Raw genomic sequence first — 19,134 nt, forward strand, 5'->3', positions numbered from 1 at the left:
GCTCGGTGAATGAATCGTAGGGAAGGGACGCCCATTATCGGGCTTCCGTCCGACGCGCGTACGATGACGGTGAGCCGCCAACGACCCAGGACGACCCCCATGCAGATCGACCCGTTTGAGATTGCGATCGCCGATCAGGATATCGACGATTTGCGCCGCCGCATCGACGCCACCCGCTGGGCGCCCACGACGCCCGCGCCCGCCTGGCAGCAGGGCGCCGACCCGGCCTGGCTGCGCGAACTCGCGACCTATTGGGCCGGGCAATTCGACTGGCGCGCGGCCGAACGCAGGTTGAACCAGCTGCCGCAATTTCTCGCCGACGTGAACGGCCAGACCGTGCACGTCGCGCATCGGCGCGCCGCCAGTGTCGCGCCCGGCTTTCAGGCTTATCCGCTGGTGATCACGCACGGCTGGCCCGGTTCCTTCTTCGAGTTTCACGCGCTGCTCGATCAGTTGTGCGATCCGGTCGCGTTCGGCGCCGATCCCGCCGACGCCTTCGACGTCGTCGCGCCGTCGCTGCCGGGCTTCGCGTTTTCGCCTGCGCCCGCGCAGGCCGGCATGTCCGCGTTCCAGGTCGCGGACCTGTGGGTGTTACTGATGCGCGGACTCGGCTACGAGCGCTTCGGCGCGCAGGGCGGCGATCTTGGCGCGGGCGTGTCGATCGCGTTGGCCGCGCATCATCCGCGGGTGGTCGACGGCATCCATCTGAACTTCCTGCCGAGTTCCTATGAGCCCGCGATCGGCGCGGCGCAACTGGAGCTGACGCCGGCCGAGCAGGACTATCTGCGCGAGAAGAACGACTGGGCCGCACTCGAAGGCGGTTACGCGCATCAGCACGGCACCAAACCCCTGACGGTCGCCGCGTCGCTGAACGATTCGCCGGTGGGACTCGCCGCATGGATCGGCGAGAAGTTTCGCTCGTGGAGCGATTGCGGCGGCGAGGTGGAAAGCGTGTTCTCGAAAGACGATCTGCTGACCAATATCTCGCTGTACTGGTTCACGCAGTGCATCGGCCCGGCGATGCAGATGTATTGGGAAAACCGCCTGCAGCCGATGCGTTTCTCCGACGGCGAGCGCATCGACACACCAGTCGGCTTCGCGCTGTTTCCAAAGGAGATCAATCATCCGCCGCGCAGCTGGCTCGAACGAACCTTCAACGTCGCGCAGTGGAGCGAAATGCCAGCCGGCGGGCACTTCGCGGCGATGGAAAAGCCCGCGTTGCTCGCGGCCGAGATTCGAAAGTTCTTCAGGCCGTTGCGGCAGAAAGCGCGCTAGGCGCGCAGCGCGACGCGCCACGCTGCTTCTGTTTCACCTCACACGACCGCGCCGCTCGCGTCGAGCGTCTCGCGGCGATCGCCGGCTGCACGCATTCATCGACGACAGCCAGGCCAGCGTGGACGGTGGTCGAACTTTCATGCACGAGGGCACCATACACGCTATGGCACATTCGTCGAACCACGATCACCGCCGCCGCTTTCTGCGCACGGCGCTCGGGCTGCCGGCAGCGCTTGCGCTGTCGCGCGTCACGTCCGCGCAAACCGAGGCGCACGCGCAATCCGGTGCCGCCTTACCCCGCATGAGCCACCGCGCGATCCCGTCCACCGGCGAAGCGCTGCCGGTGATCGGCTGCGGCACGTGGCGCACCTTCGACGTCGGCGACGATGCCGCCGCCCGCGCCCAACTCGCCGAGGTGCTGCGCATCCTGTTCGAAGCGGGCGGCTCGGTGATCGATTCTTCGCCGATGTACGGTTCGTCGGAAGCGGTCGCGGGCGCGCTGCTCACGCAGCTCGACGCGCATCGCAAGGCGTTCGTCGCCACCAAGGTCTGGACCGAGGGACGCGAGGCCGGCATCGCGCAGATGGAGGAATCGCTGCGGCGTTTTCAGCAGCCGCATGTCGATCTGATGCAGATCCACAATCTGCTCGACTGGCGCACGCAGCTCGCGACCTTGCGCGACTGGAAAGCGCGCGGCCGGATTCGCTATCTCGGCATCACGCATTACACATCGAGCGCGTTCGACGAAGTCGCGGCGGTGATGCGCAGCGAGAAGCCCGACTTCGTGCAGATCAACTACGCCGCCGACGATCGCGCGGCCGAGCAGCGCATCCTGCCGCTCGCGGCCGATCTCGGCATCGGCGTCGTGATCAATCAGCCGTTCGGCGGCGGCGGCTTGCTCGCGCGCGTGATGAAAATGCCGTTGCCCGCATGGGCCGGCGAAATCGGCTGCACGAGCTGGGCGCAGATTCTGTTGAAATTCGTGCTCGCGCAGCCGGCGGTGACGGTCGTGATTCCGGGCACCGGGCGGCCGCAATACATGGCGGACAACGTGCGCGCCGGATCGGGACCGCTACCCGACGACGCGATGCGCGCTCGGATCATCGCGGCGGTCGGCGGCTGACTTGATGCGCAATCCAGTGCGCAATCCGCCACGGCGATTACTTGCCGCTTGCTATTCGCATACAGGTGCCGCCTCCCACAAACGCCGCACGACACGGGAATAAAACCCGCCACACGCCAGTCATGCCTCACGAACCGGGTTCGGTTCGGCGAATCCTTATCGTGAGGTCATCATGTCGTCACATCATTCATTCGATCCGGCGCGTCGCGGCGCCCTGAAGTGTCTTGCGTTCGGCGGCCTCGGCACCGTGTTCATGCTGTCGGGCGGCGTGCTGACGCCGGTCGAACTCGCGCTCGCGGCCGACGCGAACACCGCGACGCCAGCGGCTGGCACGCCGCTTTTTCTGCAGATCAGCGACACGCATATCGGCTTCAACAAGGAGGCGAATCCCGACGTCGCGGGCACGCTGAGACAGACGATCGATTACGTCAACGCGATGCCGGCGCGTCCGCCGCTCGCGATTCACACCGGCGACATCACGCATCTGTCGAGGCCCGCGGAATTCGATCTGGCCGCGCAGCTGATGTCGGGACTGAAGATCACCGAGCTGCACACGGTCCCCGGCGAGCATGACGTCACCGACGGCCCCGGCACGGAGTACTTCAGCCGCTTCGGCAAGGCTTCGGATAACCGCGGCTATTACAGCTTCGATCACCAGGGCGTGCATTTCGTCGGGCTCGTCAACGTGATGCATTTCAAGCCGAACGGCCTCGGCGGTCTCGGCGACGAGCAGCTCGAATGGCTCGAAAACGATCTGAAAGGCCGCTCGTCGAGCACCCCGGTCGTGGTGTTCGCGCACATGCCGATGTGGACCATCTACGAGCCGTGGGGCTGGGGCACCGGCGACGCGGGACAGGCGATGAGCTATCTGAAGCGCTTCGGTTCCGTGACGGTGTTGAACGGCCACATTCATCAGATCGTGACGAAGGTCGAGGGCAACGTGACGTTCCATACCGCGCGCTCGACCGCCTATCCGCAGCCGACCGCCGGCCAGGGCGATGGCCCTGGGCCGCTGAAGGTCGCGAGCGACCAGCTGCCGAAGATGCTCGGCGTGACGAGCGTCAGCATCGCGCGTCATCCGCTGAAGGCGACGCTCGACGACACGACGCTCGCCTGATGACACGCGCTACTTTTACGCTCGAGGAGATCAATGATGCTAACCAGAATGATGGGCCGCGCGCTCGCGATTCTGCTCGGCAGTGTCGCGATTCTGGCGGTGTCGGCGGGGCTCGGTTTTGCGCAAACGACGATGCCGATGCAGGGGCAGAAACAGACCGTCGCGTCGACGCCTAACGCGATCGTCATCAAGAACTTCATGTTCTCGCCGATGCAACTGACCATCAAGGCGGGCACGACGGTCACATGGAAGAATCTCGACGGCGAGCCGCACTCCGTGGTCAACGACGCGGGCCTGTTCCGCTCGGCCGCGCTCGATCAGGACGACACCTATCAGTTCAAATTCGATAAACCGGGCGTGTACAAGATCTTTTGCGGCATCCATCCGAACATGAAGGCGACCATTACCGTGCAATGATCCAATTGCCGCCAAGCCCTTGCTCAGCAAGGGCAGTTCGGATGTTGCTCCGAACTCAACCCTGGATCGCGAGCACTGTTATTCCGTAGGCGGCTTGGCCTGCCCCCAGTCGACGGGGCGGTGCAGCGAAATCTGCAGACGATCGCGCAATTCGGGATGAACAGACGCCTGGTTGAGAACAGCCATGCCTCCGATTTGACGCAAGGTTTCGTCCGTGATCGGCGCGCGGCAATCGTCCGAACCCAGAGGCACAGTCATTGCCATTCCGCGCGCTATCTGCCGATCTATTGCCCCCTCGATTTCCTCTCGCGACACGGTACATACCTGGATTTCACAGGCATCCTCGTTATAAAAAATCACGGTGGCACGCTGGCGCTTTGTCATCTCAGAAACCTCTGCAGCTCTGGTAATTTTGAAATGCCGTCTGTTTGCACATGGCATAAGCACGGAGGTCTTGGGTCATCGCTCGTACGAAGTTGCATTGCTCCAAATCCAATTCGTACTCGGCAAAACAATTTGCCTCATGCACTTCACTGACGCCACGCGCGGCCAGTTCCTGCGCATCGCCGAACTGCGGATCTTCAGTGTACTCAAACGGCCGCTCATTGCCGAGTGGCGTTGATACTGGCGTAGCGATGGTTCCGTCCGGCAGCACGTCGCCGGGGCGGGCATACCAGATCGCCAGGCCATCTTCGGCTGGCAGCCGCGGCAATTTGGGGCGCTCGAACGAGCGCGCGGCACGCACTACGGACAGTGCGCCTCGCACGAGCTGTGACGGCGTGATGGTTGGGTAGTACGGCCGGATCTGCTGCTGGATGGGTGCGCTCCCTCCGCGCGAGGTGCGGAGCGAGGGCGCGACCGCAATCACATCGCCGCGCTCGACGGCGGTCTGTAGCGTGCGGGCGATCTGCTCCGGAGCAGCGCCGCTCGCATATGCGCGGCCCGGCGAATTGCGCATGAACTCGGCGAGCTGCGCTAGCTGGCGCGTGTTGTGTGTAAGCTCCCATGAACTTGCCGAGATAATGAGACGGCGCCCGGTACCCACCTCGTCGCTAAAGACGTTGCCGCGATATTCCTGCCGAGTATGGAGCGTGCAGCTCCGGTGGTTTCCGACTTTGAAATCGATCGCCATCTGTCTTCCATGTGCATGTCAGATCCGCCAGCGAACCTATCATGGCGTCGAATTGCGTACCGCAAAAAGAATGAGTCCCTGAGGCCGCCGCGAATGCGATAGCAAGCCTTGGCCGGTACGGGAAGGCACCGCTCGACGAATTCCTGCACCCTGGAACATCGTGGAAAACTGTCAACACAGGTAGTGCGCGACTGGAAGTTGTCCATCGTGCATCGTGTTGCGGTCCTGGTAGTTCTGACTGTGCGGAACGCCGCTCACGCGGTATGCAGCTCGCTCAACCGGCACAGCAGAATCCCATAGCCGGTCAGATGCCCGAGGTACACGCTCGTAAACACGTCCGACGCGGGCAGGTCCTCGGTCAGCTGACGCAGGTCCTCCATATGCAGCGGCGGCGCGTCGAGCGGCGGGCGCTCGACGCGCAGGTCCGCCGCCTCGGCCAGTTGCCGGTGCGCGTTGACGAGCCGCGCGAGCCGCGCGAGAAACATTTCGCGCCACGCGGCGTCGAGCGCGGCGAACTGATCGTGAAACGTGTCCATCGTTTCAAGAAAATTGACCAGCGAATCGAAGGTCTCCTGATAGCTCGCGAACACCGGCAGCCGTGCCGCGTTGCGCTTCAGATGTGGCGACACCCACGCCTGCTCGAGGTCGGTCTTCAGCAACAGGTGCGCCTGCTTCAGGTTCGTGCTCAGCATGCGCAGCTTCGAGGCCGCCGGCTTGATCTGCGCTTTGTCGAGTTGTCCCGCGGCCAGTTGCGCGACGACATCGGTGGCCTGTTCGTTGCCGTCGTTGACGAGCGTGTTCGCCCAGTAGCCGTGATCGGGCGGAAACGCGATCTGCTGGATGACGAAGCCGAGCAACATGCCGAGTACCACGCCAATCAGGCGCTGTTCGAGCAGCGGAAGATGTTCGCCGGTATAGAGCACGAGCGTGATCGGCACCGTGATGCTGGTCATCTGGAACAGCGACGGCCGCAGCGCGACGATGCTGAAGATCACGACCGGCAGCAGCGCCGCGCCCATCCACAGGTGCGGCGCGGTCAGCCAGATCAGCAGCGTGCCGATCGGCATCGCCACTACGTTCGAAAACACCCGCTTGTAGAAGTAGCTTCGAGCCGCCGAAATCGAGCTACCGAGCGCCAGCGTCAGCATCGTCGAACCGGCTAGCGGCACGGCCGCGTCGGGAAAGCCGAGCAGGTATGGGATGCCGAAACCGATCCACAGGCCGAGCGTCAGCTTCGTGTACTTGGCGGTTTCCGACAGAGAAAAGCGCGCGAGCGCGCGGCGCAACGGCGTGAGTGGCTGGTGCAGATACCTGTTCGACATGATTTTTATGCTGACCGATGACGTTGGGCCGGCACCGTTGGGCCGGGCACCGTTGGGCCCGGCACGGCGCGGCGTTCGCGACATGCGCGCACGTGACCTTACCATCCGGCGCGGACGGCTTCGGGAATTCGCACGGGAGCAGGTTCGCGGAATGCGGCTCGAGGCGCGCGGCGCGCGCAGTCCAACGCGGGTTTCAAGCGGCGGTTTCGGCGTCGCGTGCGCGTTCGCCGCCAGGCCCGGTTGTTGCATGCGAAACGGCGACCGCGTTGGCGCGTTTCGCAGAATCCGCGTCGCATCGGGCGTAGCGGCCGACGGCAGGCGCACGGCTGGCTGTCGGGCTCTGTGCTGGGTTGGAGTTTTTACCTGCTTTGCACGCTTTTTTGCCAACTCACACGGCATCTGGGGGGGCCGTTTGAAGCACCGCCGGAGCGAGGCGGAAACGCAACGCTGCTATGTTGTCGGCCGTTCGCGACAGGATTACATTCATTGAGCATTGCGTGCAGCGGCAGCCTGCGAGCTCGGTTTACGCGCCGGCTCGTCAGCGCGCCAGCTTGTCTGCAAGAAGTGGCATACCCGGAGCGTATTGCGATGGCTACCGATCCCGACGATATCGACTTGCGTCATTCCACAACGGACGGCCGGTCCTCCTTCGAACCCGACGGCCCTGACGAATCGGGCGTGCCGCCCCCGCGCTTCGGCCGCCTCGCCCTGTGCCTCGCGGCGGCCGGCGCGCTGACCTTCGGTGTGATGGGCACCGTCGCCTACGGCGTCTGGTTCAACCAGGATCAGCAGACGTACGCGGATGCCATTGCGGGCGCGCGCCAGGCGCTCGGCTCATCGGCATCGGCCCGGGTGCCGACGGTGGCCGTCGCGCACGCGTCGGAGGAGGCCGCCGCGCCGTTTGCCATGCCGTTTGCCATGCCGTCAGCCAGGCAGCCCGCCGCGCCAGAGGTCGCGCTCGCAGCGGCCGGCGCGAACGGCGGCTTCGAGGACACCAACCCGGCCGTGTGGTCCGGGCAGATCCGCCCGAGTACGCCTGACCCGAATCTCACCGCCACGCTGGCCGATACGCCGGTCGATACCTCGGCGGATATGTCGGCAGATATGTCGGCAGATATGTCGGCAGATATGTCGGCCACCCCACCCACAGCCCCCATTGTTCCCACGCCGCCGCCGGGCTACCCGCGGCACGTCGCCAATGCCGCCAATTCCACCGCGAAGCCCGCGGCCGGTCACGACGCGAAAGAAGCACGGCTCGCACAGCAGGAGCGGCGCGCGTCGTCGCAGCACAAGGGCGGTCTGTTTGCGCGGATCGGACAGTTCTTTCGACGCGTGAGCTATCGTCAACATGACAACGGCCGACGGCAACAAGATCCCTACTCCCATCCCTGAGCACGCGGTCGTCGGGCCAGCGGGGCGAGCAGGGCTGCGCGGCGCCGCACGCGCGCGCGTGCCGGTGTGGCGCTTCCGGCCGGGGCCCGCGAGCGTCGGCGTGGCCGCGCTGTTGTGTCTGCTGTTCGGCCTGCTGTATGTGGCGATGCAGATCCGCACGGTGTTTTCCGATCAGTTGAAGCAGGAGTACGCGGGCCTCGTGCTCGAAGCCGCCGGGCGCGTCGACAGCGCGCGCGAACAGTTGGCCGCGTGGCAGCGTATGGCCGACACCCGGGCGAGTCACGACGCGTCGTTCGTGCCGGCCTATGACGCGGCGCGCGCCGAACTCGCGCGGCGTTTCGCGGCGCTCGCGGCGCTCGTCAACGCGAGTCCGTCGCCGGCGCCGCCCATTCCGCTGATGTCACCGACACAGGCGACGCCCGAAGCCGTCGCGGCGGCGCTCGGCAGCGTGTCGGCCTACTGGCGCGCGCAACGCGACGCGTCGAGCGCCGACGTGCGGCTGCGCGTCGCGCACGTCGCGCGCACGCTGATCGCGCTCGCCGCGCTGCTGTTCTGCATGCTGATCACGGCGCTCGGCATGTACGCGAAGCGCACCCGCCAGCTCGCGGGGCAGTCGCACGAGTTCGAGCTGGCGTCGCTGCACGATTCGCTGACGGGCCTGTCGAACCGCCGCAAGCTGCTGGCCGCGCTCGACTCTGCCGCCAGGCACGCGCGGACCGTGGCCGTCGAGCAGCGCCTCGCGGTGCTGTATATCGACCTCGATGGCTTCAAGCAGGTCAACGATTCGTTCGGGCATCGCACCGGCGACGAATTCCTCGCCGCGGTATCCGCCCGGTTTCGCGCGTCGGTGCGCAAAGGCGATCTGGTCGCGCGCATCGGCGGCGACGAGTTCGCGGTGCTGGTGCGCACCTTCGCGGGCGATGACGAGCTGGCCGAGATCGCGCGCCGGCTGATGGCCTGCGTGGTCGACACCGACCAACAGATGGGAATCGGCGGCGTGCGCGCGAGCGTGGGCATTGCGAGTTATCCCGACGACGTCGACGATCACCGCCGTCTGGTCGCCGCCGCCGATGCCGCGATGTATCAGGTCAAGCGCGACGGCAAGAACGGCTTCGCGTTCGCGGCGCAGACGGGCAGGGAAGCGACGTTGTGAACCGCCTGAACGTCACTGGCCTTCGTTGCGCCACTCCGTCAGCTTTTCGCGCTCGTTGAGTTCGATGAACGCCGGCCGTGCGCGCAGCCTGCGGATATAGCTCGCGAGATGCGGCCAGCCCACCGTCGCGGGGTGGGGCATGTTGCGGGTCCAGCGCATCAGCACGAGCGCGAGCAGATCGGCGGTGCTGAGCTTGCCGCCCGCGAGGTATGCGTGGCCGTCGGCGAAATGCCTGTCGAGCCGCGCACACGCTTCTTCGATGCGGCGTTGCGCGAGCGCACGCACCGCCTCGGCGCCCGCGGGGTCGCCGTCGCTGCCGGCGTAGAACCAGTCGCGCATCGCGGGCAGCAGCGTATTCGCGAGGTAGATCATCCATTCGAGCCATTCCGCGCGTGCGGCCGAGCCGGGCGTGGGCGCGAGGTCGGCCTCGGCGTGGCGCTCGGCGAGCAGCATCAGCAGCGCGGCCGATTCATGCCGCGGCACGCCATCGACGACCAGCGTGGGCACGCGCCCGGCCGGATTCAGACGCAGATACTCGGGATCGTGCTGCTGGCCCGCGTCGATATCGACGAGGCGCGCTTCGAACGGCACGCCCATTTCGAGCAGCATCCAGTGCACGGGCATGCTGGCCGCGCCGGGCGAGTAGTAGAGAACGTAGGACATTCGGGGCTCCGTGGATCGTTGAGAGCGCGGTCGAGCCGTGAACAGAAAGAATCAGGGGCTGTCGCCGAAACGAACAGCCCCTTCAGATGCGTCAGGCGCCAGCGTACGCAAATGCGGGCGCTCGAAACAGCAAGCCTCGAATCACGCCCGCGGCCAGGTCTTTCAATGCGCCGACGCGTGCTTCTCCTGCTCGGCTGCGCTCGGCTGCGTCACCGCGCTGACGATCACGAACACGATCACGTTGACCGCGAGCGCAAGGAAGCCGATGTTGACGTCCTTCAGCGCATCGGGCAGGAACGGCATCAGTTGACCGACGCTCCAGTGCAGCGTCGTGGTCAGTGTTACCACCGCGACACCCGCGACGATGCCGCAGAACGCGCCTTGCCTCGTCGCGCGGTTGTGCGGGAACAGGCTGCAGAGCACGGCCGGGAACAATTGCGTGACGAAGCTGTAGCCCATCAGCAGCAGCGCGACGATGGTTTCGCCGCCGTTCAGCGTGAAGGCGACCGCGACCAGCGCCACGACCGGTACGAGGAAGCGCGCGATCACCGCGACCGACGCATCCGACGCGTTGCGGTTCACCATGCCGCGATACACGTCGTTGGCGAGCAGCGTCGACGCCGAGGTCAGGATCATCGAGCCCGGCACCAGCGCGGTCAGGATACCGGCCGCGCCGATCACGCCGACGAACCACGGATCGAACGTCTGCAGCGACAGGCGGAACAACGACAGGTCGATGTCGGCGCCCTTCAGGCCCGGCACGCGCAGCGTCGCCGCGAAGCCGACGAAGAACACGAACAGCAGGATCAGCTGATAGAGCGGCAGAATCGCGGCATTGCGGCGGAAGATTCGCTCGTCCTTCGCCGTGAAGATCGAACCGAACGTGTGCGGCCACATGAAGAAGCCGAGCGCGGTCAGCAGCACCGTCGACTGGAACCACACGACGCTCGAACCGCGCGCCGGGAAGGTCAGGAAGCCGGGACGGGCGGCGTCGATCGTGCGGAACATCGCGCCGATGCCGCCGTAGTAATGCAGCGGCAGATAGATGCCGAGGAACAGCACGATCGCGAGAATCAGCAGATCCTTGGCCACCGAGTTCCAGGCGGAGCCGCGCACGCCCGAGACGATCACGTAAGAGGTCACGACGATCGCGCCGATCCAGATCGCCGCCGTCGACGAGATCGCGCCGTACGACGCGGTCGCGACGATGATGCCGAGGCCCTTCAATTGCAGCACCAGGTACGGGATCAGCGCGGCCACGCCGACCAGCGCGACCAGCGTGCCGAGCGCCGGGCTCTCGTATTTGCGCCTCAAGAAGTGCGGCTGCGAGACCAGGCGGTGCGTCTTCGCGTAGCGCCAGATCGGCGGCAGCATCCAGTACGACAGGATGTACGCGAGCGTGCCGTACGCGAGGATGTAGTAGACCGGCGCCCCCTTGCCGTACGCGAAGCCGCTGCCGCCGAGGAACGTGAAGGTCGTATAGATTTCGCCGGCCATCAGGAGGAACACGAACGCGGTGCCGAAGCTGCGGCCGCCCACGGTCCACTGCTCGAGGCTCATGTCGTGGCCGCGCCTTGCGCGCACGCCGAGGAACAGCGCGAATAGCGTAACGGCGGCGATGATGACGAGTGCGCTCATGGGCGAACCTCCTCGCCATCGGCGGCGACGTGTCGGTTGGACGGATCGAGGTTGTAGATGATCGCCATGATGATCGCGCTCAACACCACCCACATGACGATCCAGGCCAGCACAAACGGCATGCCGAGCACGAGCGGCTCGACGCGATTGACAAACGAAATGCCGACCAGGATGCCGACGAACGGCAACGCGGCAAGTACACGAAGCAGCATGTGGACAACTCCTCGAACCAGTAGGTATGTGTCGTTGAAATTCCGGCTTCGCTGAGGACTGTATGCCGGATACTTCGGTCCCGTAAAGCAGGTCAAAATAAATGTCGGAGTTTCGACCGCTGCAATTGCATCTTTCCAGCCCGGATTGCTGCAGTGCAAAGCGGGACGCGCCGTGGCGCGCAAGGCGTCGCGCGGCTTTTCTGCAGGCCGACTGGCGCGCCGCGATATGATCTGCGAGCATTGCAGCATTTTCCGGACCGCGCGATTCCAGCCGGGTTCATGACCGGCGGCGCGCCTAGGCGCGAACCCGCGCGAGCACACGCAGACAAGCAGGCACACGGACACCCACATGGTCGAAAGTCTGATCTCGGACATCATGTTTGGCTTTATCGGCTTAATCAGCATCATCAATCCGTTCAGCGGCGCGTTCGTGTTTCTGGACCGGACTGCGTCGTTGACCCTCGACGAGCGCACCCTACTCGCCCGCAAGATCGCGATCAACGCCGCCGTTGTGCTGCTGGTGGCATTCTTCATCGGCACGCCGATCCTGCATTTCTTTGGTATCTCGATGGAGGCGCTGCGCATCGGCGGCGGGCTCGCGCTTGCCGTGGGCGGCTGGCAAATGCTCAATGCGCCGGACACGCCGGCAGTCGAGCAGACGGAAGTCAAGCGCGTCGACGCCGAAACCGCGAAATCGCGCGCGTTCTTTCCTCTGACCGTGCCGCTGACCACCGGGCCTGGCTCGATCGCGACTGCGATCGCGCTGTCGGCGAATCGCACGCACAAGCTGTCGGCGTTCGTCATGTCGGGCATCGCGTCGGTCGCCATCACGTTCGCGGTGGCCGTCTGCGTGTATCTGATCTACAGCCGCGCGACGATCCTCGCGCGCTATCTCGGCGTCGAGGGCACCAAGGTCGCGTTGCGGGTGTCGGCGTTCCTGCTGCTATGCATCGGCGTGCAGATCATTCTGACCGGCGTGTCCGAATTCCTGATTCCGATCGCGACGATGCGCCCGCCGGCGGGCTAGCGCCGCATGCCGGCGCCATGCACGCTGTGGCGGCGGCGCCGCAGGTGGATCGCCTTCGGGTGGTTCGTGCGGAACGTCGACCGGATCGTCCGGGATCGGATCGGGGTCGATCTTCGGCGGCGGCGTGTTCGGCGCGATGTCGGGGTCGACTTCGGGCGGCATCGGCGCATGCGGATGCAGCGGCAGCGACTGGTCGAATGTGCCGATTGCACTGGGCGCTTGCCGGCTCGTATCAGGTAAATCCATCAGTCCTCTCCTAGTCTTCGTTCAGACACGCAATGCTCGTGCCGCATGCCGACAGATGTCGTTCGCGTGGAACGCCAATTGCTGGAACCCGGCACGCGCGCCGCATCGCGATGACCGCGCGCGCCCGGCTCACATTGGACATCGCCCACGCAAAGCACAGGACGAGGAGCGCATATGGCGCGACACAAGGCCGACGTTGCCGACGACGACTTCGAGATTTTCGCCAGCTATCACGGAACAGGCGACGGCCGATACATAGGTGGACTGAAGGTTGTGAGGAAAGCGGACCGGCGGATTCTGTTCCCGTTCGAGGGCGCACCGCAGATCGGCCCCTATGCGACCGCCGACGAAGCACGCCGCGCCGCGATTGCGTACGGCCGCAAGCTCGTCGCGGCCGATCGTGCCGCGCCCGAAGGCTGAGCGGGCGCAGCCGGTTTGGCGGTGCTTGCGTGCGAGGCGCAGAGCCATCAAGGCAGACCGCCGAGCGACGGCGAAATCGTGCTGCCGCGCGCGGGATCGCCCGGATGTTCGTCGGGCAGGGTAGGGCGCGCCGACAGCGGCGGATGATCGCGATAGCAGGTGTCGACCGAACCGTCGACGAGGCAGTTCTGGAACGCATCGGCGTCGCTCTTTTGCGCGAACGTGTACAGCGTGCGCTCGACCTGCACCTCGGTATCGGATACGCGAATTGTCGTAATGCTCATGAGGTTCTCCTTCGGGGGCGCTTTTTTACAAAGCGAACGTGCCGCGCTACTGCCTTCGAGATCGCAATGGCCGTGCCTGTTGCGCTGCGCGCGGCCTTCTCCGGCAAGGCTCGAATGTTGCTGCATGAACCAGGTGCCCGTTCGAGATGGCGCGTAACGACGCGAATCGACGGCAGAGCAAACGAGGAGGGCGCGATGCAAGATCCCCAATCGACCGACACCCCGCAGCAGAGCGCGACGCCAGGCGGCGAGCAGTCCGCGAGGCCAGATAACCGCGCCGCGCCCACGCTGTCCGACGAAGTCAAAGCCCGCAACAAGCCGAGCGGCACGCACTACGTCGAGCCGAGTCCGCTCGGCATCGAACCGGTCGTGCAGACCGGCGTGGACAAAGCGACCAATCCGCCACGGTCGAGCGAGCGGCCGCGCCAGGGCGCCGAAGTGCCGCTCGGCACCGGCGAGCACGCGGAGCCGCCGGGCGGCGGCGGGCGCGAATCGCATCACAAGCAGCCGGGCGAGCAATGACGCGGCGCGTTGCGTGCCAGCCGTGCATCCAATCCGTCAACACCCAACCGGAGAAAGCGCATGCAACCGGACACTCCAACCCAATCGATGAACCCCGGCGACGAAGCGCCGCCCAACACGCCGGGCGCTGGCGAAGACCTGTGCGGCGCCTGCCACGGCACGGGCAAGGTCGAGGGCGCTCGCTGCGCGGTGTGCGGCGGCACGGGCAAGGTGCTGCAGGGCATCGGCGGAGGCTAGCCGGCTGCTCGTCCGCAGGTTCGCGGCAACCGCATCACAAGCCAGGAGCAACCATGTTCAACGAGTCCAGGCACGGCTTCGACGCCGCGCAGACCGAATACGAAGCGTTCATGCTGGAGCCGCACGACTGGGTGCCGAACAACAGCAAGCTGCCGGTCGTGCTGTACCGGCGCGCGCTGTCGCCCGGCAGCGGCAATCTGCCCGCCGCGTTCGAAATCCTCTTCGAGCGCAATGCATGGCCCGCGCAGTGGCGCAACAGCATCTTCGACTTCCATCACTTTCACGCGACCGCGCACGAGGTGCTCGGTGTGACAGACGCGAGCGCCGAGGTGATCGTCGGCGGGCCGGGCGGACGCGTGGTGACGCTGCACGCGGGCGACGTGCTGCTGCTGCCGGCCGGCACCGGCCATTGTCTGCAATCGTTCGAGCGGCATTTTCAGGTGGTGGCGGGCTATCCGTTAGGGCAGCAATGGGACATTCGCCGCGAAGCGCTGACGCCGCAGGAACTCACCGAGATGCTGGCGTTGCCGTTTCCGCCGCTCGATCCGATCGACGGCAAGCATGGTCCCGTCATCGAGTTTTGGCTGCAGTCGGCCTGAACTTCGTCGTTCGCGAAGCAACCGACCTGCGGCGGCGTGGCGTGCAGAGTCGCGCGGTTAGGCGCATCATCTGTGGGCTTTGCCGCGATTTTCCCGCGCGCTTTCGGCGCTGACGCTGGCACGTGGGCGGTTCCACGTGCGGCTTCGCGTCCTTAGCGACATGCCCGGACGCGCGCGATTCCATGTCGACACGATGCGCCGATCCGTCCGCGCGCTCCGCGGCGCGCGTCGGCCGTCTTCCGAATTGCCGAACAAGGAGCGTCCCATGCAAAACGATTCCGCCCTCGATCAGTTGTGCATCAACACGATCCGCACGCTGTCGATGGACGCCGTGCAGAAAGCCAATTCCGGCCACCCCGGCACGCCGATGGCGCTCGCGCCGGTCGCCTATCACCTGTGGCAACACCACCTGCGTTACGACCCTGACGAGCCGCTGTGGCCGAATCGCGACCGCTTCGTGCTGTCGGCCGGGCATGCGTCGATGCTGCTGTATTCGCTGCTGCATCTGGCCAACGTGAAAGCCGTCGACGAACACGGCAAGCCGACCGGCGCGCCGGCCGTGTCGCTCGACGACATCGAGCATTTCCGCCAGATCGACAGCAATACGCCGGGCCACCCCGAGTACCGGATGACGACCGGCGTCGAGACCACCACGGGACCGCTTGGGCAAGGGCTCGGCAATAGCGTCGGCATGGCGATGGCCGCGCGCTGGTACGAGAGCCACTTCAATCGCGCGGACGCGCCGCTGTTCGACTACCGCGTGTACGCGATTTGCGGCGACGGCGACATGATGGAAGGCATCTCGCACGAAGCGGCCTCGCTCGCGGGGCATCTGAAGCTGTCGAACCTGATCTGGATTTACGACAGCAACCGCGTGACGATCGAAGGCCATACGGACCTCGCGTATAGCGACGATGTGGCAAGCCGCTTTCACGGCTACAACTGGCACACGCTGCACGTCGGCGATGCGAACGACACCGCCGCGCTGGAAAAGGCGCTGGTCGAAGCGAAGAGCGTGACCGACCGGCCGTCGCTGATCGTGGTCCACAGCATCATCGGTTGGGGGGCGCCGAACAAGCAGGACACCGCGTCCGCGCATGGCGAAGCGCTCGGCGTCGAGGAAGTCGCGCTCGCCAAGAAGTTCTACGGCTGGCCCGAGGACAAGTTCTTCTACGTGCCCGAGGGCGTGCACGAGCGCTTCGCGCAGGGCATCGGCGCGCGCGGCAAGGCGGCGCGCGAACAATGGCAGGCGAAGTTCGACAGCTACAAAAAGCAGTATGCGGAGCTCGCGCGCGAATTCGCGCAGATCGAGGCGCACGAATTGCCGCAGGGCTGGGACAGCGACATCCCGAGCTTCAACGCGGACCCGAAGGGCATCGCGACACGCGAATCGTCGGGCAAGGTGCTCAATGCGATTGCCGCGCGTGTGCCGTGGATGATCGGCGGCGCGGCGGACCTGTCGCCGTCGACGAAAACCAACCTGAAGTTCGAAGGCGCCGGCAGCTTCCAGGCGGATCACTATGCCGGCCGCAATCTGCACTTCGGCATTCGCGAGCATGCGATGGGCGCGGTGGTCAACGGTCTTGCGCTATCGAATCTGCGCGCGTACGGCTCGACGTTCCTGATCTTCAGCGACTACATGAAGCCGCCGATCCGCCTGTCCGCGATCATGGAAGTGCCGGCCATCTTTGTGTTCACGCACGATTCGATCGGCCTCGGCGAAGACGGTCCGACACATCAGCCGATCGAGCAGCTCGCGTCGTTGCGCGGCGTGCCCGGCCTCACGGTACTGCGTCCCGGCGACGCGAACGAAGCGGCCGAGGCCTGGCGTGTCGCGCTGACGCAGCCGCATCGGCCGGCGTGCATCGTCTTGTCGCGCCAGCCGCTGCCGACGCTCGACCGGAGCCGCTATGCGCCCGCGAGCGGCGTCAGGCACGGTGCGTATGTGCTCGCCGACGCCCCCGCTGGCAAGAAGCCAGAGGTGATCCTGATGGCGACCGGCAGCGAGCTATCGATCTGCGCCGACGTGTACGAGAAGCTGAAGAGCGAGGGCATCGCGGCGCGCGTCGTGTCGATGCCGTCGTGGGACATCTTCGAGCGCGAGGACAGCGCGTATCAGGAGTCGGTGCTGCCCGCGGAGGTCGAGGCGCGCGTCGCGGTCGAGCAGGCTGCGTCGCTCGGCTGGGATCGGTATACAGGACGGCTCGGTGCGCAGGTCGTCATGCATACGTTCGGCGCGTCGGCGCCGATCGCGGATCTGAAGAAGAAATTCGGTTTCATGCCGGAAGTCGTGTATCAGGCGGCGAAGCAGCAGATCGAGCGGGTGAAGAAGGGGAAGGGCACTTGAGCGTGCGGCGCTCGACGACGTCGTGAACGCTTGATGCGAAAAGCGGTGGGCCGGCGGAATCTATCCGTTTCGATCAGGCGTGCGGCCACGGTTTGCGGCCGCTTGCCGGCCTACTCGGTCGCGAGGCCGGACGCCTCGCCACGCCATGAAAGGAGACTTCAAATGGCCGAGATCAATAAGGAAGACGTTGTTGCGGTGCTGAACCGGATTCTCGAATCCGAGTTGGCCGGCGTCGTCCGATATACGCACTATTCGTTCCTTGTTTTCGGATTCGGACGCATTCCGATCAGGTCGTGGCTGCGCGCGCAGGCCGATGAATCGTTGTTGCACGCACAGCAGGCCGGCGAATGGATCACGACTCTGGGTGCCTATCCGTCGCTTGCGATCGGTCCTCTGCTCGACTCGCACACCTTCGATATCTCTTCGATCCTCCGCGAGTCGTTGCAAGCCGAGAATCTTGCGTTGCAGTTGTATCGCGACCTGCTGGCGCTCGTCGAGGACCGCTCGGTTGCACTCGAGGAGTTCGCCCGTCAGATGATCCACGTCGAGGAGATGCACGCGGGCGAAGTCGACAAGATGCTGCGCCGCCCTGGGGAAATGACGACGTCGGCGGACAGCTAGTGCTGATGCCGATGATGGATATCGGGGAAATGCGCGTGCGAATGTGTAATAGGCAGATGCACGTGAAGGTGCGTGTGCGGCTCCTCACCGGCATAAGGAAACTCATGCGCGTGCTGATGGTGCTCGTCATGGCGATGCCGGTGCGTGTGTTGAAGAAACTCATGGCTGTGCTCATGCTCATGCCGCTCGCGCACATGTAGCCAGATACCCAGCGCCATCAGGGCGGCGGCAATCCAGAAAGACAGATTGGGTAGCGCGGGCCATATGATCAGCGAAAGCATGACACCGAAAAGCGGCGCAACGGAAAAGTACGCGCCTGTACGCGCCGTACCGAGATGGCGAAGTGCAACAACGAACAGCACGAGGCTGATGCCGTAACCGCCAAGCCCGGTCAGCATCGCTGCCGCCATGGTTCCTGCTGACGGAAGCGAAGCGCCCGCCGCGATCGCAATGCCGAGATTCATGGGACCGGCCACCATCCCTTTGAGACACGCGATCACCATCGGGTCGTTCGCCGAGACATTGCGCGTCAGGTTGTTGTCGATTGCCCAGCACAGACACGCGCCGACGATCAGTAACGCACCCACCGGCACGCCTGAATGTCCCGGATGCCACGACAGAAGCACGCCGCCCGCAACGATCGCCACCATCCCGAGAAAAACCTGAATGTCGACATTTTCCTGGAAGACCACCCAGGCAATCACTGCGGTCAACACACCCTCAAGGTTGAGCAATAACGAACTCGTTGCCGCTGGAGTAGTGGACAGGCCCAGCATCAGCAATGCGGGGCCGGCGACGCCACCCATCGCTATCGCCCCGATCAGCCAAGGCAACTCGCCTTTGGTGATGCGGTGGTCCGCGGCGGACTGAAGCCCGCGCGATCGAAAGGCACGCCACGCGATGCCGACGCCAAGCCCCAGGCCGCTACCGAGATAAAACAGTCCTGCGAGCATGAAGGGGCTGACTGAGCCGAGCAGCGCCTTGGCCAACGGTGTCGCGGCGCCGAACAGCGCCGCGGCGATTAAGGCGGTGAATATCGCGCCGTATACTGATCTCACCACTCCAACCTTCCTGTCCGCAGCAGAAGGGACAGTTTCCAAGGTACATCGGTCGTTCAACACCGCCTGGACGAAATGATAGGGGCATACGTCGACGCACTTCGCACGTGTTCGGAGCATCGAACTGTCGGCACGCCGCAGACATTTCGCCGCGAGGCTGTCCGTGCGCCACCACCACTCGCGAATCGCCTTCATGCCGGCGGCTGCCGCGCAAACCGATTCGATCGCGCAAAGCCGTGTGCCGCCCGGGGCGCGGCACACGGCGCGAACATGGCACACCCTGTGCGCTAGAGACCGTGGGTCCGCAACACTCTGCAGTTCAAGGATCT

22 protein-coding genes are annotated in these 19,134 nt (G+C 65.2%); 13 read left to right on the forward strand and 9 right to left on the reverse strand.

Going from position 1 to position 19,134, the window contains the following annotated elements; translation table 11 throughout:
- Positions 1-99: 99 nt before the first annotated feature.
- The 4 genes from OKW35_RS28010 to OKW35_RS28025 all read left to right on the forward strand — a co-directional run bounded on the left by OKW35_RS28010 (position 100) and on the right by OKW35_RS28025 (position 3,932).
- The gene (locus tag OKW35_RS28010) at positions 100-1,275 is read left to right on the forward strand and encodes an epoxide hydrolase family protein (protein ID WP_429553724.1); all 1,176 of its coding nucleotides are present in this window, start codon (positions 100-102) and stop codon (positions 1,273-1,275) included.
- A gap of 163 nt (positions 1,276-1,438) precedes the next feature.
- The gene (locus tag OKW35_RS28015) at positions 1,439-2,398 is read left to right on the forward strand and encodes an aldo/keto reductase (protein ID WP_429553725.1); all 960 of its coding nucleotides are present in this window, start codon (positions 1,439-1,441) and stop codon (positions 2,396-2,398) included.
- A 172-nt stretch (positions 2,399-2,570) separates the two neighbouring features.
- On the forward strand, positions 2,571-3,515 hold the full coding sequence (locus OKW35_RS28020) for a metallophosphoesterase family protein (RefSeq protein WP_429553726.1): 945 nt from the start codon (positions 2,571-2,573) through the stop codon (positions 3,513-3,515).
- Between the two features lie 36 nt (positions 3,516-3,551).
- Positions 3,552-3,932 carry a cupredoxin domain-containing protein gene (locus tag OKW35_RS28025; RefSeq protein WP_429553869.1) on the forward strand — a complete coding sequence of 127 codons (381 nt, stop codon included), beginning with the start codon at positions 3,552-3,554 and terminating at the stop codon, positions 3,930-3,932.
- Between the two features lie 78 nt (positions 3,933-4,010).
- On the opposite strand, the gene OKW35_RS28030 is transcribed toward OKW35_RS28025, so the two are convergent.
- From OKW35_RS28030 to OKW35_RS28040, 3 genes are all read right to left on the reverse strand, one after another.
- Entirely contained in the window at positions 4,011-4,316 is a 306-nt protein-coding gene (locus OKW35_RS28030; protein WP_429553727.1) for a hypothetical protein, read from the reverse strand.
- Position 4,317: 1 nt separating this feature from the next.
- A complete protein-coding gene (locus tag OKW35_RS28035) occupies positions 4,318-5,064 on the reverse strand; it encodes a hypothetical protein (protein WP_429553728.1) in 747 nt (248 codons plus the stop codon).
- A gap of 254 nt (positions 5,065-5,318) precedes the next feature.
- Positions 5,319-6,386 (reverse strand): FUSC family protein, encoded by a 1,068-nt coding sequence (locus OKW35_RS28040; RefSeq protein WP_429553729.1) that lies wholly within the window; start codon positions 6,384-6,386, stop codon positions 5,319-5,321.
- A 588-nt stretch (positions 6,387-6,974) separates the two neighbouring features.
- Here OKW35_RS28040 and OKW35_RS28045 point away from each other — a divergent pair.
- Positions 6,975-7,778 (forward strand): hypothetical protein, encoded by an 804-nt coding sequence (locus OKW35_RS28045; RefSeq protein ID WP_429553730.1) that lies wholly within the window; start codon positions 6,975-6,977, stop codon positions 7,776-7,778.
- On the forward strand, positions 7,735-8,931 hold the full coding sequence (locus OKW35_RS28050) for a diguanylate cyclase domain-containing protein (protein ID WP_429353708.1): 1,197 nt from the start codon (positions 7,735-7,737) through the stop codon (positions 8,929-8,931). Before OKW35_RS28045 ends, OKW35_RS28050 begins: the two co-directional genes overlap by 44 nt.
- Positions 8,932-8,943: 12 nt before the next feature.
- Here the strand turns inward: OKW35_RS28050 and OKW35_RS28055 are convergent, their stop codons facing one another.
- The 3 genes from OKW35_RS28055 to OKW35_RS28065 all read right to left on the reverse strand — a co-directional run bounded on the left by OKW35_RS28055 (position 8,944) and on the right by OKW35_RS28065 (position 11,444).
- Entirely contained in the window at positions 8,944-9,594 is a 651-nt protein-coding gene (locus OKW35_RS28055; RefSeq protein ID WP_429553731.1) for a glutathione S-transferase family protein, read from the reverse strand.
- A 162-nt stretch (positions 9,595-9,756) separates the two neighbouring features.
- Complete coding sequence (locus OKW35_RS28060) at positions 9,757-11,232, reverse strand: sodium:solute symporter family protein (protein ID WP_429553732.1); 1,476 nt, start codon at positions 11,230-11,232, stop codon at positions 9,757-9,759.
- Entirely contained in the window at positions 11,229-11,444 is a 216-nt protein-coding gene (locus tag OKW35_RS28065; protein WP_184047032.1) for a DUF3311 domain-containing protein, read from the reverse strand. The genes OKW35_RS28060 and OKW35_RS28065 overlap by 4 nt, the downstream gene beginning before the upstream one ends.
- 349 nt (positions 11,445-11,793) lie before the next feature.
- Between OKW35_RS28065 and OKW35_RS28070 the strand changes: the two genes are divergently transcribed.
- A complete protein-coding gene (locus tag OKW35_RS28070; RefSeq protein WP_018425193.1) occupies positions 11,794-12,471 on the forward strand; it encodes a MarC family protein in 678 nt (225 codons plus the stop codon).
- Here OKW35_RS28070 and OKW35_RS28075 read toward each other — a convergent pair.
- Positions 12,388-12,717: a hypothetical protein gene (locus tag OKW35_RS28075; protein ID WP_260321126.1), complete on the reverse strand. Its 330-nt coding sequence runs from the start codon at positions 12,715-12,717 to the stop codon at positions 12,388-12,390. The genes OKW35_RS28070 and OKW35_RS28075 overlap by 84 nt on opposite strands.
- A gap of 174 nt (positions 12,718-12,891) precedes the next feature.
- On the opposite strand from OKW35_RS28075, the gene OKW35_RS28080 reads away from it, so the two are divergent.
- Positions 12,892-13,137, forward strand: a complete 246-nt coding sequence (locus tag OKW35_RS28080; RefSeq protein WP_090809892.1) for a DUF6723 family protein — start codon at positions 12,892-12,894, stop codon at positions 13,135-13,137.
- Between the two features lie 47 nt (positions 13,138-13,184).
- On the opposite strand, the gene OKW35_RS28085 is transcribed toward OKW35_RS28080, so the two are convergent.
- Positions 13,185-13,421, reverse strand: a complete 237-nt coding sequence (locus tag OKW35_RS28085) for a hypothetical protein (protein WP_184060089.1) — start codon at positions 13,419-13,421, stop codon at positions 13,185-13,187.
- A 195-nt stretch (positions 13,422-13,616) separates the two neighbouring features.
- Between OKW35_RS28085 and OKW35_RS28090 the strand changes: the two genes are divergently transcribed.
- The 5 genes from OKW35_RS28090 to OKW35_RS28110 all read left to right on the forward strand — a co-directional run bounded on the left by OKW35_RS28090 (position 13,617) and on the right by OKW35_RS28110 (position 17,747).
- On the forward strand, positions 13,617-13,943 hold the full coding sequence (locus OKW35_RS28090) for a hypothetical protein (RefSeq protein WP_090810523.1): 327 nt from the start codon (positions 13,617-13,619) through the stop codon (positions 13,941-13,943).
- Positions 13,944-14,003: 60 nt separating this feature from the next.
- Positions 14,004-14,180: a hypothetical protein gene (locus OKW35_RS28095; protein ID WP_184060093.1), complete on the forward strand. Its 177-nt coding sequence runs from the start codon at positions 14,004-14,006 to the stop codon at positions 14,178-14,180.
- A gap of 53 nt (positions 14,181-14,233) precedes the next feature.
- Positions 14,234-14,779 carry a cupin gene (locus OKW35_RS28100; protein WP_184060095.1) on the forward strand — a complete coding sequence of 182 codons (546 nt, stop codon included), beginning with the start codon at positions 14,234-14,236 and terminating at the stop codon, positions 14,777-14,779.
- Positions 14,780-15,044: 265 nt separating this feature from the next.
- Positions 15,045-17,126 (forward strand): transketolase, encoded by a 2,082-nt coding sequence (gene tkt, locus OKW35_RS28105; protein WP_429553733.1) that lies wholly within the window; start codon positions 15,045-15,047, stop codon positions 17,124-17,126.
- Positions 17,127-17,288: 162 nt separating this feature from the next.
- Positions 17,289-17,747, forward strand: a complete 459-nt coding sequence (locus OKW35_RS28110) for a ferritin-like domain-containing protein (protein WP_429553734.1) — start codon at positions 17,289-17,291, stop codon at positions 17,745-17,747.
- Here the strand turns inward: OKW35_RS28110 and OKW35_RS28115 are convergent.
- On the reverse strand, positions 17,744-18,808 hold the full coding sequence (locus OKW35_RS28115; protein ID WP_429553870.1) for a DMT family transporter: 1,065 nt from the start codon (positions 18,806-18,808) through the stop codon (positions 17,744-17,746). The two genes, OKW35_RS28110 and OKW35_RS28115, sit on opposite strands and share 4 nt — an antisense overlap.
- Between the last annotated feature and the right edge of the window lie 326 nt (positions 18,809-19,134).

Origin of the sequence: Paraburkholderia sp. MM5477-R1 (genome assembly GCF_050436385.1) — a bacterium.
In the GTDB taxonomy this organism is placed as follows: domain Bacteria; phylum Pseudomonadota; class Gammaproteobacteria; order Burkholderiales; family Burkholderiaceae; genus Paraburkholderia; species Paraburkholderia tuberum.